Genomic DNA, 23799 nt, shown 5'->3' on the forward strand with positions numbered 1-23799 from the left:
CGCGCCATGAGCTTCACCGATCTCTTCATCCGGCGGCCGGTCATCGCGATCGTGGTGAACCTGGTGATCGTGATCGCCGGGGTCCAGGCGATGCGGACGCTCAACGTGCGGCAGTACCCGCGCAGCGAGAACGCCGCCATCACCGTCACCACCGTGTACGTCGGCGCCAGCGCCGACCTGGTGCGCGGGTTCATCACCACCCCGCTCGAGCGCGTCATCGCCGCGGCCGACGGCATCGACTACCTCGAGTCCGAGAGCAAGCAGGGGATGTCCACCATCACGGCCCACCTGCGCCTCGACTTCGACGCCACCAAGGCGCTCTCGGAGATCGGCTCCAAGGTGGACCAGGTCCGCCGCGATCTCCCGCCCGAGGCGGAGATCCCGATCCTCAACATCGTGTCGACGGACAGCCAGTTCGCCTCCGCCTACCTGAGCTTCTCGTCCGAGCTGCTGAAGCAGAACGAGATCACGGACTACCTGGTGCGGGTGGTGCAGCCGCGGCTCTCGGCCCTCGAGGGCGTGCAGCGCGCCGACATCCTCGGCGCGCGCACCTTCGCCATGCGCATCTGGCTGAAGCCGGATCGGATGGCGGCGCTCGACGTGAGCCCGACCCAGGTCCGCCGCGCGCTCGCCGCCAACAACTACCTGGCGGCGGTGGGGCAGACCAAGGGCGCGCTCGTCCAGGTGAACCTGACCGTCAACACCGACCTGCGCTCGGTGAAGGAGTTCCAGCAGCTCGCCATCCGCGAGAAGGACGGGGCGGTGGTGCGCCTCTCCGACGTCGCCGACGTGGTGCTCGGCGCGGAGGACTACGACACCGCCGTCAACTTCAGCGGGCAGACGGCGGTGTTCGTCGGGATCTGGGCGCTCCCCAACGCCAACTCGCTCGACGTCATCCGGCGCGTCCGGGCCGAGATGGGGTCGCTGCAGAAGGAGCTCCCGGAGCAGATCAAGGCCTACATCGCCTACGACGCCACGAGCTACATCCGGAGCGCCATCCGCGACGTCGAGTCGACGCTCCGCGACACCCTCCTCATCGTCATCGTCGTCATCTTCCTCTTCCTCGGCTCGCTGCGCTCGGTGCTGGTGCCGGTGGTGGCCATCCCGGTCTCGCTCATCGGCGCCGTCTTCCTCATGCAGGCGTTCGGGTTCACGCTCAACCTGCTCACGCTGCTCGCCATCGTGCTCTCGGTCGGCCTGGTGGTCGACGACGCCATCGTGGTGGTGGAGAACGTCGAGCGCCACCTGCGCGAGGGGGTCAGCCCGGTCGAGGCGGCGCTGCAGGGGGCGCGCGAGCTGGTCGGCCCCATCCTCGCGATGACCGTCACCCTGGCGGCCGTCTACACGCCCATCGCCTTCCAGGGCGGGCTCACCGGCTCGCTCTTCCGCGAGTTCGCGCTCACGCTGGCCGGCGCGGTCGGCATCTCGGGCGTGGTGGCGCTCACGCTCTCGCCCGTCATGTCGTCGGCGCTCCTGCGCCGCGGGCAGGAGGAGCACGGGCTGGCCGGCCGCATCAACCGCGCCTTCGACCGGCTGCGCGCCACCTACGTCCGGCAGCTCGAGGGCGTGCTGCGCGCGCGCGGCGCCATCTACCTCGCCTGGGTGGTGGTGAGCGTGCTGGCGGGGCTCATGTTCTGGCAGTCGCCCAAGGAGCTGGCGCCGGCGGAGGACCAGGGCGTCATCTTCGGGGTGGTGAACACGCCGGCCAACTCCACCATCGACCAGGTGATGCAGTCGACGCGCGCCGTGGACAAGGCGGTGCGGTCGTTCCCCGAGACCGAGTTCACGTTCCAGATCACCTTCCCGAACGGCGGGTTCTGGGGCATGGGGCTGAAGCCCTGGGACGAGCGCAAGGCCACCGCCTCCCAGCTCCTGCCGCAGGTGGGGGCCAAGGTCGCCGCCATCCCGGGAGTGCAGACGTTCCCCATCGTCCCGCCGGCCCTGCCCGGCGGCGGCAACTTCCCGGTCGAGTTCGTGCTGGCCTCCACCGCCGAGGCCTCCGAGGTGCTCGGCTTCGCGAAGCAGCTCCAGGAGAAGGCGGCCGCGAGCGGCATGTTCGCGTTCCCGCCCCTCATCGACGTCAAGATCGACCAGCCGGAGACCGAGCTCGAGATCGACCGCGACAAGGTGGCGGCCCTCGGCCTCGACCTGCAGACGGTCGGCCAGGACCTGGCGGCGGCCGTCGGCGGCAACTTCGTGAACCGGTTCAGCATCGGCGGCCGCAGCTACAAGGTCATCCCGCAGCTCGTGCGCGGCGAGCGGCTCAACGCGGCCCAGCTCGCGGACCTCAACGTGACCGGGCCGGGCGGACAGCTCATCAAGCTCTCGTCGATCGCGACCCTGCGCCACAGCGTCACCCCGCGCTCGCTCAACCGCTTCCAGCAGCTCAACGCGGTCAAGATCAGCGGCGTGGCGGTGCGCCCGCTCGACCAGGCGCTGGGGTTCCTCGAGGCCGAGGCGGCCAAGATCCTGCCCAACGGCTACAACCTCGACTACACCGGCGAGTCGCGGCAGCTCCGCACCGAGGGGAACAAGTTCCTGCCCGCCTTCCTCCTGGCGGTGGTCCTGATCTTCCTGGTGCTGGCGGCGCAGTTCAACAGCTTCCGGGACCCGTTCGTCATCCTGGCCGGCTCCGTCCCGCTCGGCATGTTCGGCGCCGCCCTGATGACCTTCCTCAAGATGCCCAACCCGAACCTGCCGTCCTTCACGAACGGCTGGACCACCACCCTCAACGTCTACTCGCAGGTGGGGCTCGTCACGCTGGTCGGGCTCGTCTCGAAGAACGGCATCCTCATCGTCGACTTCGCCAACAAGGCGCAGCTCGAGGGCCTCAGCAAGCTCGACGCGGTGAAGCGGGCGGCCGCCACCCGGCTCCGACCCATCCTCATGACGAGCGTGGCCACGGTGGCGGGGCACTTCCCGCTCACCCTGGTGACCGGGCCGGGCGCGGCGGCGCGCAACAGCATCGGCCTGGTGCTGGTGGCGGGGATGGCGGTGGGCACGGCCTTCACCCTCTTCTTCGTGCCCGCCATCTACCTGCTCATCGCCAAGGACCGCGGCCCTCAGGCCTCGGCGTCGGGCAGCTCCAGCCCCTCCGACTTGGCGAGCTCGCCCAGCACCACCGTCGCGTAGGAGCCGCGCGGCAGCTCGAAGCGGGCGCGGTAGCCGCCCTCCACCGGCTCGAGCTCCACGGCCACCGGGAGCCGGCCGGGGCGGCGCGTCCCCTCGGTCTCGCCGCCGCCGCGCGCCAGGTCGGCCGGGCCGAGCCCCTCGGCGGCGAGCAGGCGCTCCTCGCGGCGGAGCGCCTCGCCCGCGGCGGGCTTGAGCTTGTGCCCGAACATGGGCCCGGCCGGCGACACCTCGAACCGCTCCACGCGCGGCCCGTCGGCGGCCGGGTCCTCGCAGGTGAAGACGCCGCCCGAGTCGAGCTTCTTCAGGACGTCGCCGGCGAGCGCGGTCGCGAAGAGGCCGTCGCGCAGCCGCTCCGCCAGCCAGGCGTTGAAGACCCGCGACTGCCAGGCCGACAGCACCAGCCGCCGCAGGAAGCGGTCGCGCAGCGCGCGGCGCACCTCGGGGTCGCGCGCGTCGCCGAGGAGGAGCTTGCGCCCCACCTCCGCGTTCCGCCCGGCGGCGCCGAAGCGCTGGGCGCCGAAGAAGTTGGCGAGCCCGCGCGCCTGGAGCGCGGCGGCGCAGGCCTGGGCGCGCGCGAGATCGCCGCCGCGCACCACGGCCGCGAAGACGTTGCCGCGCAGGTGGCCCGTCCGGAGCTTGTTCTGGTGGCGCGAGGCCTCCAGCACGCGGAAGCCGTCGCCGGCCAGCGAGGCCGGATCGGGGTCGCGCGCCACCGGGAAGGAGAGCCACTGGGTGGTGACCGCGGCGCGGTCCTTCATCCCGGCCCAGCCCGCCTCGCGGTCGGGCACCCCCAGCGCCGCCGCCAGCGCGCGCACCACGTCGCGGGTGGTGCGGTCGCGCTTCTCGACCCGCAGCCACAGGTGCGGGCCGGTCCCCTGCGGCAGGTAGGCCGGGACCTCGTCGACGCGGAAGTCCTCCGGCGAGGCCTTCACGGCGCCGCCCGAGCCGGGCAGGTCGGCGGTGACGAAGGGCAGGGTCACCGGAGCTCCGCCAGCGCCTCGAAGCGCTCCTTCACCTCGCGCCCGAGCCGCTCGTCCTCGGCGCGCGCGAGCAGCTCCCCGCTCTGGAACAGGTAGAACAGGACGAGCTCGTGCAGCGCGTCGAAGAGCACCGTCAGGCGATCGCCGTCGTCGTCGGAGACCCGCGCCGCCTCCACGTTCGCCCGCACCGCCGCCGGGTCGACGGCGCCGTCGCGGGCGGGGGCGATGCCGGTCCAGGCGAAGGCGAAGCGGCCGGCCGGATCGGCGAGGAAGGCGCGGACCGCGGCCAGGAAGGGCTCGCGGCCGCCCGCCGCCTCGACCGCCACCGCCACCTCGCGCAGGATGCCGGCCATCCCCTCGCCGATGGCGCCGGCGCGCTCGTCCGGCGACTGCCCTCGGGCGCCGAGCGGCTGGGCCGACGCCTCCAGGTAGCCGGCCTCCGCCAGGTGGTAGAGCACCTTGGTGGCGTCGAACGGGGAGAGGTGCGCGCGCTGCGCCACCTCGGCCACCGTGCGCCGGCCGTCCACCAGCCCCAGGAGCTCCCGCTCGACCGGCTGGAGCGTGATCGGCACCTTGGGCTCGCGCCGGCGCAGGAACGCCTCCGGCCCGGGGATGCGCGCCCGGAACAGGCTCAGCTCGTCGATGCGCCGGATGCCGTCCATGAGGAGCGACTGGGTGTTCACGGAGAGCGGCGTGCCGAGCTCCGGCGCCTCCTCGTCGAGGAGCGTGAACACGCCCTCGCGCGAGAGGAGGATGGCGTGGAACACCGCCGCCACCTGCTCGTGCAGGCACTTCCAGAGGTCGGGCGCGGAGACGAGGCCCCCGTCGACGAGCGCCTTGCCGAGCCCGGCGGGCCCGGCGGCGGCGCGGAGCGCCTGCTCGAGCCCCGCCGGCCGGAGGTACCCGAGCCGCACCGCGATCTCCCCCAGGCGCTCGCCGGCGGCCTGGGAGTGCGCCCCGCGCACCTCGCCCTCGCGGAAGACGACCGTGCGGTCCCCGCCGGCGGCCGCCACCCTGAGGAGGCCGGAGAGCCGCGACTGGTGGACGAAGGCGATGAAGTCGGCGATGGGGAACGCCGCCAGGTCGCCCGCCAGCACGCAGCGCGGGCGCTGCGAGGCGCCGCCGGCGGCCGGGGTGCGGCGGCCGAGGAGCAGGTCGGGCGCGGACGGCAAGAGCTCGAACCGGCCGGCGCGGTCGGCGAGCAGCCGCCGCGCCTGGTCGTCCTGCGGCACGATCCGGCCGTGGGCGTCGATGTCGACGTGGAGCGGCATGGGGGGCTAGTCGCGCTCGAAGTGCCCGGCGCGGAGCCACTCCTCCTCGTCCTCGAGCGCGAAGAGCAGGAGGTCGAGGGCGTCCTTGACCGGGCCGAGCTCCAGCCGCCGGCCGTTCAGGAACAGCGTCGGCGTCCCGACCAGCCCGCCGGCGCGCGCCTCGGCCTGCGAGGCGGCGATGCGGCCGCGCCGGCGGCCCTCCGCGATCGCGGCCAGCAGGTCGTCCGGGTCCCCGCCCAGCGCGCGCGCGTCCGCGGCCAGGTCGTCGTCCGAGAGCTCGTGCGGGTGCGAGAAGAGGCGGTCGTGCATGGGCCAGAACAGCCCGTGGTCCCGCGCCCACTCGCCCGCCAGCGCCGCCTCCTGGGCGCGCGGGTGGCTGGCGATGGGGAACGGCTTGTAGACGAGCTTCAGCCGCCCCTCGTGCTCGCGCACGAAGCGCTCCAGCTCGGGCCGGAGCGCCTGGCAGAAGGGGCAGGTGAAGTCGGAGAACTCGACCAGCGTGACCTTGGCCGCGGGGCTCCCGAGCGCGGGGCCGAAGCCCGCCACGTCGAGCTTGGCGCGCCGCGCCGGGTCGAACGCGGCGTAGTAGGCGGTGAGCGCGCGCAGCACCTCGCCCGTGCCGAGCCCCTGGCCCGCGAGGCGCACCACCAGCGACGCCATCCGCGGCGCGTGCTTGCAGCCCTTGTGCTCGCGCAGGCAGCCCGCGAGCGTGTGCGGGCACCCGCAGTGGCAGAACTCGTCGGCCGCCACGCGCCGCACCACCTCGGCCTGGGCCGGGGTGAGGCCCGAGAGATCGACGCCCGGCAGCTCGTCGGCGGCCGGCGCCGCGGCCGCGGGCGCCGCGGCGGCGAGGAGGAGGGCGAGGGCGGCGCTGGGGAATAGGGGCATGGGGCTGGCCGCGTGGATTGTAGTGGCTCGGGGCCGGAGTTCCGAGCCGTCCGGGCCGCGGAGCGCTCGTGTACTCCCGGGCGGGGCGAGGAGGCAAATGCGCCCGGTGGCGTCCGCGCCGCCCGCGGGGTAGGTTCAGCGCCTCATGGAGCGGAGCCGTCCAGATGCGTAGGGCGGGGGTGGGTCCCCCGCCGCCCGGCGCCGCGCCGCTCGAGCGCGGCGCGGTGCGGAAGGACCCCGGCGGCAAGCTGCGGGTGGCGCTCGTCTACCCGAACACCTACCGCGTCGGGATGGCCAACCTCGGCCTCCACGCCGTGTACCGGCTCTTCAACGCCCACCCGCGCACGGCCTGCGAGCGCGCCTTCCTGCCCGAGGCGCCGGACGAGGCGCCGCGCACCGTCGAGTCGGGCCAGCCGCTCGCCGACAACGACGTGGTCGCGTTCTCGCTCTCGTTCGAGGAGGACTACCGGCACGTCCTCGCGCTCCTCGACCGCGCCGGGCTGCCGCTCCGCGCCGCCGACCGCGACGCGCGCCACCCGCTGGTTGTGGCGGGCGGGATCGCGGTGCAGATCAACCCGGAGCCGGTGGCGCCCTTCTTCGACCTGCTCCTGGTGGGCGAGGGCGAGGAGCTGTGCGCGCCCTTCCTCGACCAGCTCGCGGGCGGCGCCCGCGACCGCACGCGCCCGGCGCTCCTCGCCGAGCTGGCGCGCCTGCCGGGCAGCTACGTGCCCTCGCTCTACGAGGTGGAGTACGCCGACACCGCCGCGCCCGCGGGCGCCTGGGTGACGCGGTTCGAGCCGAAGGAGGGCGCGCCGGCGCGGGTGGTGCGGCGCTACGTCGAGGACCTGCGGACCGTCCCCACCTCGCGCGTGGTGGACTCGCCCGACGCGCAGTTCGGCGACCTCTTCCTCACCGAGGTGGCGCGCGGCTGCCTCTGGGGGTGCCGCTTCTGCGCCGCCGGCTTCGTGCAGCGACCCTACCGCGAGGTGGACCTCGAGACCCTCCGGGCGGAGGCGCGCCGCGGCCTCGCGGCGGGGCTGCGGGTGGGCCTGGTGGGCCCGGACACGAGCGACTACAGCGGCCTCGACGCGCTCACCTGCTCCATCGCCGAGGAGGGCGGGACCTTCAGCCCGTCGTCCCTGCGGGTGGACGCCATCACCCCCGCGCTGGCGGGGCGCATGGCAGCCGGCGGCGAGCGCTCCATCACCCTCGCGCCGGAGGCCGGGACCGAGCGGCTGCGCCGGGTCATCAACAAGGACTTCCCGGACGACCTGGTGGTGAAGGCGGCCGAGCACGCGCTCGGGCAGGGCATGCAGCACGTGAAGATGTACTTCATGTGCGGGCTGCCCACCGAGACCGACGAGGACGTGCTCGGGATGGCGCGCCTCGCCGTACGCATCCGCGAGGAGGTCATGCTTCCGCGCGCCAAGGCGACCGGGCGCATGGGGCGCCTCTCGCTCTCCGTGAACCCCTTCATCCCCAAGCCGTGGACGCCGTTCCAGTGGGCGCCCATGGCGGAGCGGGGCTGCCTCGAGGCGAAGCGCAAGCTCCTCGAGCGCGAGCTGCGCCCGCGCGGCATCGACGTCGAGATGATGAGCCCGCGGGAGGCGTTCCTGCAGGCGCTGCTCTCGCGCGGCGACCGCCGCGTCGCCGACCTGCTGGAGCTCGCCCACCGCGAGGCGGGCGGCGACCTCAGGAAGGCGCTCGCGCGCTGGGGCCACGCCCCGGAGTACTTCGCCAGCCGCGAGATCGGCGTGGACGAGGCGCTCCCCTGGGACTTCCTCGACCAGGGGCTCACGAAGAAGTACCTCGCCCGGGAGCTCCGGCGCGGCGTGGGCGCGAAGGTGACCCCCAAGTGCCAGGTCGAGACCTGCCGCGCCTGCGGCCTCGCCTGCGCCGACCACCCGGAGCTCCTCCAGCCGCTGCGCCCGCCGGCGCTCGCCGCCGGGCCGCTCGCCGGCGGGTGAGCGCCGCGGGGCGGTGGTACAACCTCCGCCGTGACCGTCGAGGAGGCCATGGACGAGGCGCTCGCGCTGGCGCGCGCCGCGGGGGAGGCGGGCGAGGTGCCGGTCGGCGCCGTGGCGCTGCACGAGGGCGCGATCGTCGGCCGGGGCGCGAACCGGCGCGAGACGGACCGCGACCCGACCGCCCACGCGGAGCTGCTCGCCATCCAGGAGGCGGCCCGCGCCCTCGGGCGCTGGCGCCTCGCGGGCGTGACCCTGGTCGTGACCCTCGAGCCGTGCGCGATGTGCGCCGGCGCGATGGTGCTCGCCCGGATCGACCGGCTCGTCTACGGCGCGGACGACCCCAAGGCGGGCGCGGCGGGCTCGCTCACCGATCTGACCGCGGATCCGCGCCTCAACCACCGCTTCCCGGTGGAGCGCGGGCTCCAGGCGGAGGCGTGCAGCGAGCTCCTCAAGGCGTTCTTCCGCGCCCGGCGGGGGTAGGCGGAGCCGTCCGGCAGGAAAATCGCGCTTGGCGCTTGGCGCCCCGAAGGAAATCGGCTAGATCGGCCGGCGGAGAGCTGGCCGAGCCTGGTCGAAGGCGCCTGACTCGAAATCAGGTGTACCGGCAACGGTACCGGGGGTTCGAATCCCTCGCTCTCCGCTTCTTTCCCTTTTATCCCTGGGCAGCCAGGGCAGTTCGGGAGAGGTGACCGAGCGGCCGAAGGTGCACGACTGGAAATCGTGTGTCCGGGGAACCGGACCGTGGGTTCAAATCCCACCCTCTCCGCCACAAGTCGTGGCAGCAGCAGAGCCGGTCCAGAATCCTCGGGCGACGTGGGGGCTTCCAAACCCCGCCAGGCCCGGAAGGGAGCAACGGTAGGAGGTCTTCCGTGCGCCCGGGGATTGTGGACCGGCTCGTTTCGTTTTCATCGGGGCCGCTGCCTCGCCCTGCGCGCCTTCCTTCCGGGTACTAAAGCTGGTACCTCCAATCCCCGGTCCCGGCCATGGCTTACCTCGTCCTCGCGCGCAAGTACCGCCCTCAGACCTTCGAGGAGATGTCGGGCCAGGAGCACGTGGTCCGCACGCTCTCGAACGCGCTCAAGAGCGGGCAGCTCGCGCACGCCTTCCTCTTCACCGGGCCGCGCGGGGTGGGGAAGACGACGAGCGCCCGCCTGGTCGCGAAGTGCCTCGACTGCGTGGAGGGGCCGACCGCCACCCCGTGCGGCGTGTGCGCGCCCTGCGTCGAGATCGCCGAGGGGCGCTCGGTCGACGTGATCGAGATCGACGCCGCCTCCAACAACGGCGTCGACAACGTCCGCGACATCGTCGAGGCGGTGAAGTACCGGCCGGCGCGCGACCGCTTCAAGGTCTTCATCGTGGACGAGGTCCACATGCTCTCGGCGGGCGCGTTCAACGCGCTCCTCAAGACGCTGGAGGAGCCGCCGGAGCACGTGAAGTTCGTGCTCGCCACCACCGACGTCCACAAGGTGCCCGAGACCATCGTCTCGCGCTGCCAGCGCTTCGACTTCCGCCGCCTCACCCAGCAGCAGCTCGTGGCGCAGCTCCGCAAGGTGGCGGACGCCGAGCGGCTCGCCGTCTCCGACGCGGCGCTGGCGCTGGTGGCCCGGAGCGCCGAGGGCGGCATGCGCGACGCGCTCTCGATGCTCGACCAGGTGCGCGCCGCCTGCGGGGACAGCGCCTCCGACGCGGAGGTGGCCGAGGCGGTGGGGGCGGTGGACGCCGGGGCGGTCGGCCGCATCGCGGGCGCGCTCGTCGGCCGCGACGGCGCGGCGGTGCTGGCCGAGCTGGCGGGCCTGCACGCGCGCGGGCAGGAGATGAAGCGGGTCGCCGAGGAGCTGGTGCGGCACCTGCGCGACGTGGTCGTGGCGAAGCTCGTGCCCCAGGCGCCGCTCGACCGGACCGACGCGGAGCGGCGCGAGGTGCTGGCCCAGGCGGAGGCCGCTCCCGCCGCGCAGCTCACGCGGCTCTTCGACCTGGTGCAGGCCGCGGTGGCCGAGGTGAAGGTCGCCGAGCAGCCGCGCTACGCGCTCGAGGTGGCGCTCCTCAAGGCGTGCTTCCTGGCGCCGGGGGCGGAGGTGCAGGAGCTCCTGGCGCGGCTCGACGGCCTCGGGACCGGCGGCGGCGCGCCGCGCGGCGGCAGCGGCAGCGCGCTCGCGGGCGGGACGCCGGGGTGCGCGGCGGGGACGAAGCCGTCGGCTCCGGCCGCCAGGCCGAGCTCGACCGCGACGGCGGCCGCGAGCTCGACCGCGACTTCGACCGCGACCTCGATGGCGAAAGCCCCCGCGCCCCCGGCCGCGCCCCGAGAGCCGGCCCCGAGCCCGTCCTCGGGCGCGAAGGACGACCCCGCCGCCCCGGCCGCCGACCGCTGGCGCGCCGCCGTGGCCGAGGTCGAGCGGGCGAGCCCCGCGCTCGCGAACGCCCTCAAGCACGCCGTGCTGACCGGCCTCACGGACGGCGAGGTGGCGGTCCGGATGTCCCCCGGGATGCCGCTCTCCACCGTGGAGCGGCGCCGCGCCGACATCGAGGCGCTCTTCGCGCGGCACTTCGGGCGGCCGGTCCGGCTCGAGCTCGCCAAGGCGCCCCCCGGCGCCGAGCCGGCCGCACCCTCTCCCGCCGCCGCGCCGCAGTCGCTCGCCCAGGCCGAGCAGGCGGAGCGCGCCGCCCGCACCTCCCGCGTGACCGGCGCCGCCCGCGCCCACCCCGGGATCCAGCAGGCCACCCGCATCCTGGACGGCGAAGTCACGAAGATCGAGGAGCTCTAAATGCCAGGCATCGACATCCAGCACCTCATGCGGCAGGCGCGCAAGCTCGAGAAGGCCATGGCCGACGCGCGCGCCTCGCTCGACCAGATCGCCGTCGAGGCGGAGAGCGGCGGCGGGCTCGTCAAGGTGAAGATGGACGGGCGCTGCAACCTGCTCAAGCTCGAGATCGACGCCAAGGCGATCGACCCGGCCGACAAGGGGATGCTCGAGGACCTCGTCACCGCCGCCGTCAACGCCGGCGCGGAGAAGGCGCGCGCCGCGGCGGACGAGCACCTCAAGAAGTCCACCGGCGGCATCCAGGTCCCGGGCCTGCCCTACTAGTGTCGGTCGCGGATCCCATCGCCCGGCTCGTGAAGGAGCTGGCGCGGCTGCCCGGCATCGGCGAGAAGACCGCCCAGCGGCTCGCCTTCCACATCCTCAAGGCGGGCGCCGGGTACGCCGGCGAGCTCGCCGGCGCCATCACCGGCGTGGTGCGCGACGTGAGGCTCTGCTCCTCGTGTCAGACGCTCACCGACAAGGACCCGTGCGCGCTGTGCGCCGACCCCCGCCGCGACGCGCGGACGATCTGCGTGGTGGAGGGCGTACCCGACCTGGTGGCCGTCGAGCGCACCCATGAATACCGGGGCCGATATCACGTGCTGCACGGCGCGCTCTCCCCGCTCGACGGCGTGGGCCCCTCCGAGCTCAAGATCCGGGAGCTGCTCCTGCGGCTCGAGCAGAGCCCGGTGGACGAGGTGATCGTCGCCACCAACCCGGACGTCGAGGGGGAGGCGACGGCGCTCTACCTCACCAAGCTCCTCAAGCCGCTCGGCGTGAAGGTGACCCGCATCGCTCAAGGCGTTCCCATGGGCGGCGATCTGGAATACGCTGATCAAGTGACGCTCGCGCGTGCGCTCTCCGGCCGCCGCGAGCTCTAGATCCCCGAGCAGCGGCTCTCGAGTCGAAAGCGTCTTCGCGAGGAGCGAGAGGTCCATGAACTCAGGGCTGGTGATGTACGAGGAGGAATTCCGGCTCATCGCCGGGATCTGCGACCGCCTCACGCGCGACGCCAACGCGAAGGTGGTCTTCCTCATCGACAAGAACGGCCAGCTCATCGCCTCGAGCGGCCAGGCGCAGAACCTCGACACGACCTCGCTCGCCTCCCTCACGGCGGGCAACGTGGCGGCCATGGGCGGCCTCGCCAAGCTCCTCGGCGAGAAGGAGTTCCCGAACCAGTTCCACGAGGGGGAGCGCGAGTCGCTCCACATGAGCATCGTGGGTGGCCGGGTGGTGCTGGTGGTCATCTTCGACGCGAAGAGCTCGCTCGGCCTGGTGCGCCTCCGCGTGAAGAAGGCGGGGGAGGAGCTCGCGAAGGTGTTCGAGGCGCTGGCGCAGAAGCAGGCGACCCCGGGGACGCAGAGTCCGTTCGCCGAGATCACCGACGACGACATCGACCACCTTTTCAGCGAGTAGACATGAGCTTCATCAACTACAGCTCGCGCGAGATCAACTGCAAGATCGTCTACTACGGCCCCGGGCTGTGCGGGAAGACGACCAACCTCCAGTACGTCTACGCGAAGACCAACCCGGACGCGAAGGGCAAGATGATCAGCCTCGCGACCGAGACGGAGCGCACGCTCTTCTTCGACTTCCTGCCGCTCTCGCTGGGTGAGATCCGCGGCTTCAAGACCCGCTTCCACCTCTACACGGTGCCGGGCCAGGTCTTCTACGACGCCTCGCGCAAGCTCATCCTGAAGGGCGTCGACGGCGTCGTCTTCGTGGCCGACTCGCAGATGGAGCGCATGGAGGCGAACCTCGAGTCGCTCGAGAACCTGCGCGTCAACCTGGCCGAGCAGGGCTACGACCTCGACAAGGTCCCGTACGTCGTCCAGTACAACAAGCGCGACCTGCCGAGCGCCATCGGGGTGGACGAGCTGCACCGCGCGCTGAACCCGAAGAACGTCCCCGAGTTCCCGGCGGTGGCCCCGACCGGCGTGGGCGTGTTCGACACGCTCAAGTCGATCGCGAAGCTGGTCCTCACCGAGCTCAAGAAGGCCGGGTAGGCCTCACTCGATCGGCAGCCACGACGGGCGCGCCAGCCGCCCCGGATCGTGGCAGCGCTCGAGCACGTCCACCGCCAGGCCGCGGGCGTGGAGCGACAGGTCGTCGGCGCTCAGCACGCCGACGAGCCGCTCGGCTCCGTCGAGCACCAGGATCCGGCGGACCGCGTGCTCCTCCATCTGCCGGGCCGCCTCGCCCAGCGTGTCGTCCTCGTGGCAGAGGACGAGCCGCGGCGTCATCGCCTCGCGCACCACGGTGCGGCGGGGATCGCGGCCGGGCGCCACCGCCCGGACCACGACGTCGCGATCCGTGATCGCCCCGACGAGGTGATCGTCCTCGCGCACCGGCAAGAATCCCACCCCGCACGCCCGCATCGCCTGCGCCGCCGCCTGCAGGGTCTCGCCGGGACCGATGGTCGTCACCCCCCGGGTCATCGCATGCTTGACCAGCATGACCGTACCTCCTCCCCATTGTGCGCGCGCGGGGGCCTCTCGAGCCCGGCCCGGCGAGGGCGGTTCGTTCGGGGCTTTCGCCCGTCCGGCGACGGCATAGGGTCGCGGCATGGCGCCGCGATCCGAGGCCCGGACCGCGCCTTCCGGCTCCTCCGCCGGAGGGCCGGCGCGCCGCACCCAGCTCTTCCTGGCGCGCGGGCTGCCCGCGGCCCTGGAGCCGCTGACCGAGCTGGCGCTCGACCTGCGCTGGACCTGGTCCCACGCGAGCGACGCGCTCTGGCGCGCGCTCGACGCGGACGCCTGGGAGCGCTCCGCCAACCCCTGGCTCGTGCTCCAGGACGCTCCCGCGGAGCGGCTGGAGGCAGCGGCCTCCGACGCGGCCTTCGTCTCGGCGGTGCAGCGCGCGGTCGCGCAGCACCGCGCGAGGCTCTGCGCTCCGGCGTGGTTCGAGGTGGCGCACCCGCAGGCCGCCCTCGCGCCGGTCGCCTACTTCAGCATGGAGTACGGCCTGGGCGAGGGCCTCCCGCTCTACGCGGGCGGCCTGGGCGTGCTGGCGGGCGACCACCTCAAGGCGGCGAGCGACCTCGGGGTGCCCCTCGCCGCCGTCGGCCTCCTGTACCAGGAGGGATACTTCCGTCAGCAGGTGGAGGCGAGCGGCGAGCAGCACGAGCGCTATCCGTACAACGACCCGCTCAGCCTCCCCATCCAGCCGGCGCTCGACGCCGGAGGCGGCTGGCTCCACGTGCAGCTCGCGCTCCCCGGCCGCCCGCTGTGGCTGCGCCTGTGGCGGGCGCAGGTGGGGCGGACGACGCTCCTCCTCCTGGACGCGAACGACGCGCTCAACGCGCCGGCGGACCGGGGCATCACCGCCAAGCTCTACGGCGACGGCTCGGAGGTGCGCCTGCTGCAGGAGATCGTCCTCGGGGTGGGCGGGTGGCGGGCGCTCGAGGCGGCCGGCGTCACGAGCGAGGTCTGCCACCTCAACGAGGGGCACGCCGCCTTCGCGGCGGTCGAGCGCGCGCGGCGCTTCGCGCTCGCCCACGGCGCGACGCTCGGGGAGGCGCTCTGGGCCACGCGCGCCGGCAACGTCTTCACGACGCACACGCCGGTGGCGGCCGGCTTCGACCGGTTCCCGCCCGAGCTCGTGCGCCGCTATCTCCCCGCGTTCGAGCTCGAGGCCGCCGGCGCGACCGGCGAGGCGCTCCTCCGCCTCGGCCGCCGCGACCCCGGCGACGCGCGCGAGCCGCTCAACATGGCGGTGCTGGGCCTCAGGACCTGCGCTCGCACGAACGGCGTGTCGCGCCTCCACGGCGAGGTGAGCCGGGAGCTGTTCCAGGAGCTCTTTCCGCGCTGGCCGCGGACGGAGGTGCCGATCGGGCACGTGACCAACGGCGTCCACGTGCCGAGCTGGGACTCGCACCTGGCCGACCGGCTGTGGACGGACGCCTGCGGCAAGGCGCGCTGGCTCGGGACCTTGTCGAACCTGGAGGAGGGGCTCTGCGCCGTGCCGGACGCGGCGCTCTGGGAGCTGCGCACGGTGTCGCGAGGCGACCTGGTGCGCTACGCGCGCTTCCGACTCGAGCAGCAGCTCGGGCAGCGCGGCGAGGGGCCGGCAGCGGCCGCGCAGGCGGCGGCGGTGCTCGACCCCACCGCCCTCACCCTGGGGTTCGCGCGCCGCTTCGCCGAGTACAAGCGCCCGAACCTCCTCCTCTCCGATCCGGCGCGCCTGGCGGCGCTGCTCGGCCGCGCCGACCGCCCGGTCCAGCTCGTGGTGGCCGGCAAGGCGCACCCCGCGGACGAGCTCGGGAAGCGCTTGGTCGCGGAGTGGGTGCGCTTCAGCCACCGCGCCGACGTCCGCGCCCGCGCCGTGTTCCTGGAGGACTACGACGTGGCCCTGGCCCAGCGCCTGGTCGCGGGGGTGGACGTCTGGATCAACACCCCCCGGCGCCCGTGGGAGGCGTGCGGGACGAGCGGCATGAAGGTCCTCGTCAACGGGGGCCTCAACCTCTCGGCGCTCGACGGCTGGTGGGCCGAGGCCTGGACGCCCGAGACGGGGTGGGCGCTCCCGCCCGGCGGCGACGACGCCGCCGACGCGGCCGCGCTCTACCGGCTGCTGGAGGAGGAGGTCGTCCCGATGTTCTACCGCCGGGGGCCGGACGGCGTCCCCGGCGCCTGGGTGACCCGGATGCGCGCCAGCATGGCGCGCCTGGCGCCGCGCTTCAGCGCCAACCGCATGGTCCGCGACTACGCGGAGCGCGTGTACCTGCCCGCGGCGGCGTCCTTCCGGCGCCGCTGCGCGGACGGCGCCCGGCTCGCGCGCGAGCTGGCGCGCTGGGCGGCGGAGCTCGACGCGCGCTGGCGCGAGGTGCGCATCGGGCCGGTCCGGGTGCGCTCGGACGAGCACGGTCACGGCTTCGAGGCCCAGGTGGAGTGCGGCGAGGTGCCGTGCGAGGCGATCCGGGCCGAGGTGTACGCGGACCCCGAGCCCGGCGGCGCGGAGCCGGTGCGCGTCGCCATGACCTGCGGGGCCGCGCTCGCCGGCTCCGCGGAAGGTCACCTCTGGACGGCGCGCGTCGCGACGCGGCGACCCGCCGCCGACTTCACCATTCGCGTGGTACCCAGCCACCCCGAGGCGGCGGTCCCCGCCGAGGCCTGGCACATCGCCTGGCAGCGCTGAGAGGAGGTCGCGATGCAGCTCTCCACCGTGTCGATCGACAAGCCCGAGGACGTGAACGTCATCCTCGGGCAGGCGCACTTCATCAAGACGGTCGAGGATCTCCACGAGGCGCTCGCGGGGGCGTCGCCGCAGCTCCGCTTCGGGGTCGCCTTCTGCGAGTCGAGCGGGCCGCGGCTCGTCCGGCGGAGCGGGAACGACCCGGCGCTGGTCGAGCTCGCCACCCGCGCCGCGCTGGCGGTGGGGGCGGGGCACAGCTTCGTCGTCTTCCTGCGCGAGGGCTACCCGGTCAACGTGCTGAACCAGGTGAAGGCGGTGCCGGAGGTGTGCCGGGTCTTCTGCGCCACCGCCAACCCGGTGCAGGTGGTGGTGGCCGAGACGGAGCAGGGGCGGGGCGTCCTCGGCGTGGTCGACGGCGCGGTGCCGCTCGGCGTGGAGCGCGAGGAGGACGTCCGCGACCGCAAGGAGCTGCTCCGGCGCATCGGGTACAAGCTGTAACCGCGGGTCAGTGGGCCTGGACCGCGCGCGGCGGCCCGGCGCCCGCCAGCTCGCGCGCGCTCATGCGCGCCAGCGCCAGGAAGAAGGCGATGACGAGCGGGCCGGCCAGCACGCCGATGAGCCCGAACATCTCGATCCCGCCGAGGAGCGCCAGGAAGACGAGCCCGGTGTGCATCTCGGCCGAGCCGCCGAGGAGGAGCGGGCGCCCGACGTGCTCGGCGCCGACCACCGCCACCAGGCACCAGGCGGCGAGGCCCAGGCCGGCGCCGAGGTGGCCCGTGACGGAGAGCAGCACCACCGCCGGCACCCACACCGCGAGCGTCCCCACCACCGGCACGAACGAGGCGAGCGCGGTGAGGAGCCCGAAGAAGAAGGCCTGCGGCACCCCGAAGATCGCGTAGCCGAGCCCCGCCGCGACGCCCTGGAACACGGCCGCCACCACCGTGCCGAGCAAGGTCGCCACCGCGACCTTGCGGAACTCCTCGATGAGCTCGCGCGTCTGGCCGCGCCGGAGCGGCGACACGTCGGAGAGCCAGCGCACGACCACGTGCCCGTCGAGGACGAGGAAGTAGAAGGCGCCGAGCAGGATGAGCGTGTGGAAGGCCGCCTCGCCGGAGGCGGCGAGGAGCGACGGCGCGGCGTGCTCCCCCCAGACGCGCGCCTGGTCCATCCAGCCCGCGAGCTGCTCACGCGAGACGTGCGCCAGCGCGAGCGCGTGCGCGAGGACGTCCTGCGCCGGGCCGGGGAGCTGGGCCAGCGAGAGGTCGCTCACCCTCCGCACGCCGAGCGTGTCGCGCAGGAAGGCGAGCCCCGCCATCACCTGCTGGGTGGCGAGCCCGAGGAGCGTCGCGAACGGGGCGATGATGGCCGCGAACACCACCACCGTGAGGAGCCCTCCCGCGGTGCGCCGCCGGCCGCCGAGCAGGCGGGTGGACCACCGCAGGGCGGGCTGGAAGGCGGCCGCCAGCACGGCGGCGATGAAGAGCGGCGCGCGGAACGGCCAGACGACGCAGCCGAGGAGCGCGATCGAGACCCCCAGCAGGACGACGAGCGCGCGGCGAGGCCGCGACCCGTCCTGGCCGCGCGCCTCTGCCGGGCGGGGCGGCGCCTCGTCCGGGCGGGGCTCGAGCGGCAGCTGCGGCTGGTCTTGCATGGAAGCTCCGCGTCGGAGGCGGTGGATAAGCTGCGGCCGGCGGGAGGAGAGGGGAAGAGCGGGTGCGGGACACCCTGGAGCGGATCGCCGAGGACGTGACGCGGTGCCGCGCCTGCCCGCGCCTGGTGGCGTGGCGCGAGGAGGTGGCGCGGGTGAAGCGGCGCGCCTACCGCGCGGAGACCTACTGGGGGCGCCCGGTCCCGGGCTTCGGCGACGCGCCCGCCGCGCTCCTCGTGCTGGGCCTCGCGCCCGGAGCCCACGGCGCGAACCGCACCGGGCGCATGTTCACCGGCGACGCCTCGGGCGACTTCCTCTACGCCGCGCTGCACCGCGCCGGGTTCGCCTCGCAGCCCACCTCCGAGCGCCGCGGCGACGGCCTCACCCTGCGCGGCTGCTACGTGAGCGCGGCCGCGCGCTGCGCGCCGCCGGACAACGCCCCCTCCGCGGAGGAGCTCGCCCGCTGTGCGCCGTTCCTCGACCGCGAGCTCGCCGCGCTGTGGCCGCGCGCGATCCTGGCGCTCGGCGCGGTGGCCTGGGAGGCGGCGCTCGGAGCGCTCGCGCGCGCCGGCATCGAGGTGCCGCGGCCGAGGCCGCGCTTCGCCCACGGCGCGGAGCTCGCGCTCCCGGGCGCGCCGGCGCTGCTCGCGAGCTACCACGTGTGGAGCATGGCACTTTGGCGGCTGCCTGCCTGGCTGCTGTAGGCGAGGAGCGGCCCCGAGCGGCGGACACCCTACGTTGCAGAGGCCCATCTCGCGGCCTTACACTGCGGGTCGCTGCTCGTAGCTACCTAGCCCCGCAACGACCACCAAGCGCCGCAGTTCCTTCCGCTGGAGGTCGTTCGCGTTGCCGCTCCTGCTCGACACCCGCCACGTCATGCTCGCGCTCGGCTGCGGCCCTCGGCTCGCGCGCCGGGTCTGCCGTGAGCGTGGCGTGAGGCTCGGGGCGAGGCGGCTCTTTATCGCGAGCGACGTGCTGGATCGCCTTGCCGGCGGTGGGGTCGGAGGGCGGCTGCCGTCCATCGAGAGCGGCCAGCATACCACTGGCTCCACTGCCGGCCCTTCCATCGACGCGACGCTCTTCGTGGCGCTCGTGCGCGTGCTGCGAAAGGAGCGCCGATGAAGCCTGCTCTTCGACTCGTCCGCCTTCGCCAGGTCCAGCTCGTGAGGAACCGATGAGCGACCACGTCCGAGACGCTGACCCCTCGCGTCCGATCGGCTTGATCGCGGACCTCGGCAAGAGGCGCGGTGACACGCCCTGGCACGACGCAGGGATGGACGCCCGCGCGGAGGCGGCGGCGAGCTACGAGAAGACCTTCGGCCCCGCAGTCGAGCCCATCCAGCCCGCGACGCCGGACACCTCGGGGAAGCTCCGAGCGGAGCTGCTCGTGCAACGCGCGGCCGTGAGCGTCGAGGCGCAGGTCCCGCTCCTGCTCCACGTCCAGAACGGGCACGAGCACGAGGTCCGGGTCCAGAGCGTCACGCTCCACGCATCGCCCGCCGGGAGCGCCCAGCTCTCGCATCTCGACTTCTCCGGGCCTGTCCCGCCTCCCGTAGTCGAGCCTGGGGGTGATGCCCACCTCGCGCTCTCGTGCTCCTTCCTTCACCCGCGCTTCGGCCAGGCTCGCGAGTACGCGGTCGGAGCCAGCGTCCGCTTCACGGACGGCTCGCAGGGCTCGCAGGTCGAGGCCGAGCCCACCACCATCACCGTCCGTCCTATCGCGTAAGGAGAACCCCATCACTTGCCCGTGAACTTCTCGAACCTCTCCCCAAATCCGCAGCAGTGGCCCACCGCCTTCATCCAGCAAGTCGTGGAGATCGACCTCGCGCTCACCGGCCAGGGCGCGAGCGCTCCGCTCTTCGTTCCGCAGAACTTGGGCCTTTCCTCCATCTCGCGCACGTCCGCCGGTCTGTACGTGCTGAATTTCGCGTTCGCCTTCGCCTACGGGCTCCTCAACTGCTCGCCCTGCTTCAAGCCGAGCGGCATCGTCCCGGCGAGCCTCGTGCAGGACGTCGTCGTGGCCGCCGACAACTCGACCAGCACCAGCTCGCCGTCCATCTCGATCCAGGTCGTGGCGAGCACGTCCTCCACGAACCCGACCCTCATCGCGGCGGACCTCGCGGCGAACGACGGCCTCCTCCTCACGCTCCGGTTTAAGAGCGGATGAAGACCTTGAGTGACGCCCACGCAATGACCCGCTTCATCGAGACGCTCCGTCGCGCATGTTCCTCGTGCCGGGAACGCCTCGGCCTCTCGTACCCGGCAGAAGCTCCCCCCGGGCCGTGTCACCTGTGCCCGGAACCCGCAGCGACCACCACAGCTTCACAGACGAAGGAGGACAACGTTGGCTGACAGGAAGAGTGGGCAGAGCAAGACCGGATTCGCGGACGGCGCCAAGGACATCGGGCCGTGGGGTCCGGTCTGCGTCCCGCGCCCTCGCGTCAACATCCCGGACCACGCCACGAGCGACGAGCACGCCGTGAAGCGCGAGCGCGAGAGCATCCTGCGGCGCGACTACGGCCACACGCCCGGAGGGAAGTAAGCCTTGGCCGATCCCGGCATCCTTTCCGACCTCGGTGCGAGCCAGGGCGCTCCTGCCCGCGACTCGGGCGCTTCACCGCCCACAGTCTCGGGCCAGGAGCGGTCAACAGACGAGCATCCTCGCGAGGGCACCGACTTCCGTAGTTGGGAGCGTCGGGTGAAGGACCCGCTCGGTGGCATCTCCGCGACGCCCGCCGTCGAGCGCAGCGCGGACGACCCCATGCAGCGCGCCAGGGACACGCTCTCCGGGAAGGGGACAAGCGCGGCGAAGCGCCATGCGGACCTCGCCCGCCGGGAGGCGACGGTGAAGGCCCAGCGCGAGCAACTGCTGGAGGACGCAACCCGCCTCGCTCAGTTCGCTCATGCACAGGGGGGCGAGGTGCCTGCGCGACTGGCCGCTGCCGCTCGGGAGATGCAGCAGTCCGAGGACGCCCGCGCCTTCAAGCTCTGGGCCCAGGACATCACCGAGAAGGTGAAGGGCTCGCCCGAGTACGAGTTCACGAACCGGGTGGGCGACCCTAGCGAGGTCGCGGCCTACATCAAGGCCACCTGGGAAAGGACCGGCGGCAAAAAGGCCCTCTCGTGGAAGGAGGCCGCCGCCGAGGTGGAGGCCTTCTACGAAAAGAAGTACCGCGAAGCGTCCCAGACCTCGAAGGCTCGTCGCATCATGCGGAGTGGCACTTGAGCCTCGACGGCCAGGACGCCCCGATGCAGGCCTTCCAGCGGAAGGTCCTCCACGAGCTGGAGCAGCTCGCGCAGCGTGTGACGCATCTTGAAGACGAGGTCGCGGCGCTCCGTGCCGGCGCCCCACCCGCAGGGCCGCAGCTCGCGCACGTCGTCGCCACGAACCCGCACGCCATCCCGGCGACCGCCGTCGCCGCCGCGCGCGCCGCCGCCGCCGCCGAGCACGCTGCAACAGCTCGTGTCGTGCTCGACCCGCCACCCGTAGCGCCGGAGGCCTTGCCGACATCCCCGTACGGCTTCGGGCTCGGCTCGCGTCCCTTGAACGCCGGCCGCACCGCCGCAGAGCCTCAGGCGCTCCCGGCGCCGTCCAACACGGAGAAGTGATGCCCACCCAGAAGACGCTCGATGATTACCGGGGCCTCGCGATGCCGAAGCTGACCGACGAGGCGATCGAGAAGGCGGTCGAGCGCGCCGAGGCGATGCGCGAGCTGCACAGCGCCTCCACGCCGTTGTTCCAGCCGACCGACACGCCCTACGCCCGTGCGCGGCGGGTGATCGACATGCACCGCGCCCTCGACGCGGAAGCCGCGCCGCTCGACGGAGAGGACCTCACGAAGTTCCTGGCGCCTGCCCCAAAGCCGAAGAAGGAGGGTTGATTGTCTTTCGCTGATTTCATGAAGGCCAAGGAGAACCGAGAGGCCGCTCCGAAGGACGAGCCGGATGAGCGCGAGAGCGCCGGCCGCGACCTCGCGTCGGACCTGATCGACGCGATCAAGTCGGGCGATGCGGCCGGCGTCGTGGATTCCTTGCGGGCGCTCATGGCAACCATGGCACCTATGCCCGACAGTGAACCGAGCGACGGCGGCGAGCCGGATGGGGACGAGGGCCCGTAGCTTGGCCTACGTGGACCGCTGCCTCTGTTCCTCTTGTCGCGCGGGCCGCACCAGGGCGCCCACGGCCGCCTCGTGGCGCAAGGGCGGGAAGCGTCGGTTCCCAGCCTTCGTCGCTGCCGCTGCCGGTGAGCGCGGCCCCTGCGACTGCGGACACGAGCCTCATACGCGCAGTGGATGCCTCGTCCCGGGCTGCGCTTGCCGGGAGCCGCGCTAGAGTTGCCCCGCGACCGGCTCGGCAAGCTCTCGACCCAGCTCGACGCTCTCGCTCACGGCGCGAGCCGTCCTGCGCCCACCACCGAGGAGCGCCCGGGACGGCCTGACCTGCTCGCGGACTGCCCCGAGCCCCAGCGTCACTTCATCCTCGACCCGAGCACGCTCAAGGTCGCCTTCTGCACGCGCAGAGCGGGAAAGAGCATGGCGGTCGCCATCGCGATGATCGTGGACAGCTTCGACCACCCTCGCGCCCACTACACCATCCTCGGAATCGCCAGGGGCGACCTGCGGGACAACTACTGGGACCCGATCTTCAAGGAGCTTGACCAACGGTACGCGCTTCACGCTACGTTCAATGAGTCGTCGTTGTCGATGACCATGCCGAACGGGGCCACGATCCGGCTCGTCGGGGCAGACACTTCACAGAAGGAGCACCGCAAGCTCCTGGGCGGCAAGAAAAGGGCCGTGGCCGTGGATGAATGCCAGGCCTTCGGGACCGACTTGCGCGAGCTTGTTTACGGGGTGTTGAAGCCCTCCGTGGCGGACTACAACGGCACGGTCGTGTGCGTCGGCACCCCGAGCAACAACCTCGTGGGCTTCTTCCACGACCTCACGAGGGGTTGCGAGGCCGGGAAGCCTGGGCCCGCCGGAATGCGTGAACCGGGTTGGTCGCTTGCGACGTGGAGCACCTCGCAGAACACGGCCCTCGTGGATGGCGAGAGGATGTGCGACCGCTTCGCCAGGGAGATTGCCCAGCTCCGGGCTGCGAACGAGTTCATCGAGGAGGTGCCCTGGTTCCGCCAGAACTACCTGGGCCAGTGGGTGGTCGAGACTGACGCCAGGTGCTACCGCTTCGACCCCGACAAGAACGTCTTCGACGGGACGCTCCCGGAGTTCGAGGCGGGCAGGTGGCACTACACGCTCGCCTTCGACGTGGGCTTCTTCCCGGATGCTTGCGCCTTCTCTGTCAGTGCATATCACGACTTCGACGGGCGGCTGTTCTACGTGGAGAGCTGGAAGGCCTGGAGACTCGACATCACGGACGTGGCCGAGAAGGTAAAGGCCTACCAGAAGCGGTACGACTTCGACTCGATCGTGCTCGACGGGTCGAACCTGCAGCTCGTGGAGGAGCTGCGCCGACGTCACGACCTGCCTCTCGTCTGCGCGAAGAAGCCCGACAAGGGGACCTGGATCGACCTCTTCAACGCGGAGTGCATCGCCGGCCGCATCAAGTTCGACCTGAGCCTCTGCAACCAGGGCGTCCACAAGGGCTACGACCCGGCCCACCCGAGCGCGGTGCAGGAGTCACTCTCCGTGGCGGACGAGTACGCCGGCCTGATCTGGAACGAGCGCAAGCTTCGGGAGACGGGGAAGCGCGAGGAGCTGGCGAGCTGCCCGAACCACTTGGCCGACTCCTGCCTCTACAACTTCCGGCACACCTTCCAGTACCTCGCGACCCCCGAGCCGAAGCGCGCGAAGATGGGCACGAAGGCCTGGTTCGACCAGCACGCCGAGGAGGAGTGGCAGCGCGAGATGGACGAGATGAACGAGCGCCTCGACGGGGAGCGCCGAGGCTTGGAGGACGTGGACCCCGGCAACATCGACCCCAGGTTCATCCATTGAGGCCCGGCCCGTTCACGCGCTCGTGCGCCAC

Annotated in this window: 25 protein-coding genes, 2 tRNA genes and 1 other RNA gene; 23 read left to right on the forward strand and 5 right to left on the reverse strand. The window is 72.8% G+C overall.

Translation table 11 applies throughout. From position 1 onward, the window contains the following. Nucleotides 1–6 precede the first annotated feature (6 nt). Complete coding sequence (locus HWY08_RS08270) at nucleotides 7–3132, forward strand: efflux RND transporter permease subunit (protein WP_176064371.1); 3126 nt, start codon at nucleotides 7–9, stop codon at nucleotides 3130–3132. Here HWY08_RS08270 and truD read toward each other — a convergent pair. The 3 genes from truD to HWY08_RS08285 are packed head-to-tail and all read right to left on the reverse strand — an operon-like array spanning nucleotide 3063 to nucleotide 6271. Then, nucleotides 3063–4112: a tRNA pseudouridine(13) synthase TruD gene (gene truD / locus HWY08_RS08275; RefSeq protein ID WP_176064372.1), complete on the reverse strand. Its 1050-nt coding sequence runs from the start codon at nucleotides 4110–4112 to the stop codon at nucleotides 3063–3065. The genes HWY08_RS08270 and truD overlap by 70 nt on opposite strands. Beyond that, a complete protein-coding gene (locus tag HWY08_RS08280; RefSeq protein WP_176064373.1) occupies nucleotides 4109–5383 on the reverse strand; it encodes a DUF4388 domain-containing protein in 1275 nt (424 codons plus the stop codon). The genes truD and HWY08_RS08280 overlap by 4 nt, the downstream gene beginning before the upstream one ends. 6 nt (nucleotides 5384–5389) lie before the next feature. Next, nucleotides 5390–6271: a DsbA family protein gene (locus tag HWY08_RS08285; protein WP_176064374.1), complete on the reverse strand. Its 882-nt coding sequence runs from the start codon at nucleotides 6269–6271 to the stop codon at nucleotides 5390–5392. Between the two features lie 164 nt (nucleotides 6272–6435). Between HWY08_RS08285 and HWY08_RS08290 the strand changes: the two genes are divergently transcribed. From HWY08_RS08290 to HWY08_RS08335, 10 genes are all read left to right on the forward strand, one after another. Further along, nucleotides 6436–8238, forward strand: coding sequence for a radical SAM protein (locus HWY08_RS08290; RefSeq protein ID WP_176064375.1), 1803 nt, complete (start codon nucleotides 6436–6438; stop codon nucleotides 8236–8238). Between the two features lie 30 nt (nucleotides 8239–8268). After that, complete coding sequence (gene tadA / locus HWY08_RS08295) at nucleotides 8269–8718, forward strand: tRNA adenosine(34) deaminase TadA (RefSeq protein WP_235969521.1); 450 nt, start codon at nucleotides 8269–8271, stop codon at nucleotides 8716–8718. A 71-nt stretch (nucleotides 8719–8789) separates the two neighbouring features. Then, nucleotides 8790–8878, forward strand: a tRNA-Ser gene (locus HWY08_RS08300). A 39-nt stretch (nucleotides 8879–8917) separates the two neighbouring features. Further along, a tRNA-Ser gene (locus tag HWY08_RS08305) sits at nucleotides 8918–9007 on the forward strand. A gap of 27 nt (nucleotides 9008–9034) precedes the next feature. Further along, an RNA gene (gene ffs, locus HWY08_RS08310) (signal recognition particle sRNA small type) lies at nucleotides 9035–9128 on the forward strand. A gap of 93 nt (nucleotides 9129–9221) precedes the next feature. Further along, nucleotides 9222–11000, forward strand: a complete 1779-nt coding sequence (dnaX, locus tag HWY08_RS08315; protein WP_176064376.1) for a DNA polymerase III subunit gamma/tau — start codon at nucleotides 9222–9224, stop codon at nucleotides 10998–11000. A 9-nt stretch (nucleotides 11001–11009) separates the two neighbouring features. Beyond that, the gene (locus HWY08_RS08320; protein WP_176064481.1) at nucleotides 11010–11321 is read left to right on the forward strand and encodes a YbaB/EbfC family nucleoid-associated protein; all 312 of its coding nucleotides are present in this window, start codon (nucleotides 11010–11012) and stop codon (nucleotides 11319–11321) included. Further along, nucleotides 11321–11917, forward strand: coding sequence for a recombination mediator RecR (gene recR / locus HWY08_RS08325; protein ID WP_176064377.1), 597 nt, complete (start codon nucleotides 11321–11323; stop codon nucleotides 11915–11917). The genes HWY08_RS08320 and recR overlap by 1 nt, the downstream gene beginning before the upstream one ends. Nucleotides 11918–11972: 55 nt before the next feature. After that, entirely contained in the window at nucleotides 11973–12452 is a 480-nt protein-coding gene (locus tag HWY08_RS08330; RefSeq protein ID WP_176064378.1) for a roadblock/LC7 domain-containing protein, read from the forward strand. Nucleotides 12453–12454: 2 nt separating this feature from the next. Continuing rightward, on the forward strand, nucleotides 12455–13042 hold the full coding sequence (locus tag HWY08_RS08335; RefSeq protein ID WP_176064379.1) for a GTP-binding protein: 588 nt from the start codon (nucleotides 12455–12457) through the stop codon (nucleotides 13040–13042). 3 nt (nucleotides 13043–13045) lie between these two features. Here the strand turns inward: HWY08_RS08335 and HWY08_RS08340 are convergent, their stop codons facing one another. Then, nucleotides 13046–13492 carry a CBS domain-containing protein gene (locus tag HWY08_RS08340; RefSeq protein WP_176064380.1) on the reverse strand — a complete coding sequence of 149 codons (447 nt, stop codon included), beginning with the start codon at nucleotides 13490–13492 and terminating at the stop codon, nucleotides 13046–13048. 109 nt (nucleotides 13493–13601) lie between these two features. Between HWY08_RS08340 and glgP the strand changes: the two genes are divergently transcribed. Together glgP and HWY08_RS08350 are read left to right on the forward strand one after the other, a co-directional pair. Beyond that, nucleotides 13602–16169: an alpha-glucan family phosphorylase gene (glgP, locus tag HWY08_RS08345; protein ID WP_176064381.1), complete on the forward strand. Its 2568-nt coding sequence runs from the start codon at nucleotides 13602–13604 to the stop codon at nucleotides 16167–16169. 12 nt (nucleotides 16170–16181) lie between these two features. Then, nucleotides 16182–16664 (forward strand): adenosine-specific kinase, encoded by a 483-nt coding sequence (locus HWY08_RS08350; RefSeq protein WP_176064382.1) that lies wholly within the window; start codon nucleotides 16182–16184, stop codon nucleotides 16662–16664. A 7-nt stretch (nucleotides 16665–16671) separates the two neighbouring features. Here the strand turns inward: HWY08_RS08350 and HWY08_RS08355 are convergent, their stop codons facing one another. Beyond that, entirely contained in the window at nucleotides 16672–17817 is a 1146-nt protein-coding gene (locus HWY08_RS08355; protein ID WP_176064383.1) for an AI-2E family transporter, read from the reverse strand. A gap of 62 nt (nucleotides 17818–17879) precedes the next feature. Between HWY08_RS08355 and HWY08_RS08360 the strand changes: the two genes are divergently transcribed. From HWY08_RS08360 to HWY08_RS08405, 10 genes are all read left to right on the forward strand, one after another. Further along, the gene (locus HWY08_RS08360) at nucleotides 17880–18518 is read left to right on the forward strand and encodes a uracil-DNA glycosylase (RefSeq protein WP_176064384.1); all 639 of its coding nucleotides are present in this window, start codon (nucleotides 17880–17882) and stop codon (nucleotides 18516–18518) included. Nucleotides 18519–18660: 142 nt separating this feature from the next. Next, nucleotides 18661–18936, forward strand: a complete 276-nt coding sequence (locus tag HWY08_RS08365; protein WP_176064385.1) for a hypothetical protein — start codon at nucleotides 18661–18663, stop codon at nucleotides 18934–18936. A gap of 151 nt (nucleotides 18937–19087) precedes the next feature. Beyond that, nucleotides 19088–19540 (forward strand): hypothetical protein, encoded by a 453-nt coding sequence (locus HWY08_RS08370; protein ID WP_176064386.1) that lies wholly within the window; start codon nucleotides 19088–19090, stop codon nucleotides 19538–19540. Nucleotides 19541–19555: 15 nt separating this feature from the next. Continuing rightward, a complete protein-coding gene (locus HWY08_RS08375; RefSeq protein WP_176064387.1) occupies nucleotides 19556–19981 on the forward strand; it encodes a hypothetical protein in 426 nt (141 codons plus the stop codon). Between the two features lie 177 nt (nucleotides 19982–20158). Beyond that, entirely contained in the window at nucleotides 20159–20356 is a 198-nt protein-coding gene (locus HWY08_RS08380; RefSeq protein WP_176064388.1) for a hypothetical protein, read from the forward strand. Between the two features lie 156 nt (nucleotides 20357–20512). Then, nucleotides 20513–21040: a hypothetical protein gene (locus tag HWY08_RS08385; RefSeq protein ID WP_176064389.1), complete on the forward strand. Its 528-nt coding sequence runs from the start codon at nucleotides 20513–20515 to the stop codon at nucleotides 21038–21040. Next, a complete protein-coding gene (locus HWY08_RS08390; RefSeq protein ID WP_176064390.1) occupies nucleotides 21037–21423 on the forward strand; it encodes a hypothetical protein in 387 nt (128 codons plus the stop codon). Before HWY08_RS08385 ends, HWY08_RS08390 begins: the two co-directional genes overlap by 4 nt. Further along, entirely contained in the window at nucleotides 21423–21695 is a 273-nt protein-coding gene (locus HWY08_RS08395; RefSeq protein WP_176064391.1) for a hypothetical protein, read from the forward strand. The genes HWY08_RS08390 and HWY08_RS08395 overlap by 1 nt, the downstream gene beginning before the upstream one ends. Nucleotides 21696–21713: 18 nt before the next feature. Continuing rightward, nucleotides 21714–21932, forward strand: coding sequence for a hypothetical protein (locus HWY08_RS08400; protein ID WP_176064392.1), 219 nt, complete (start codon nucleotides 21714–21716; stop codon nucleotides 21930–21932). A 414-nt stretch (nucleotides 21933–22346) separates the two neighbouring features. Beyond that, complete coding sequence (locus HWY08_RS08405; RefSeq protein WP_176064393.1) at nucleotides 22347–23768, forward strand: hypothetical protein; 1422 nt, start codon at nucleotides 22347–22349, stop codon at nucleotides 23766–23768. Nucleotides 23769–23799 lie beyond the last annotated feature (31 nt).

Source organism: Anaeromyxobacter diazotrophicus, from assembly GCF_013340205.1.
Taxonomy (GTDB): domain Bacteria; phylum Myxococcota; class Myxococcia; order Myxococcales; family Anaeromyxobacteraceae; genus Anaeromyxobacter_A; species Anaeromyxobacter_A diazotrophicus.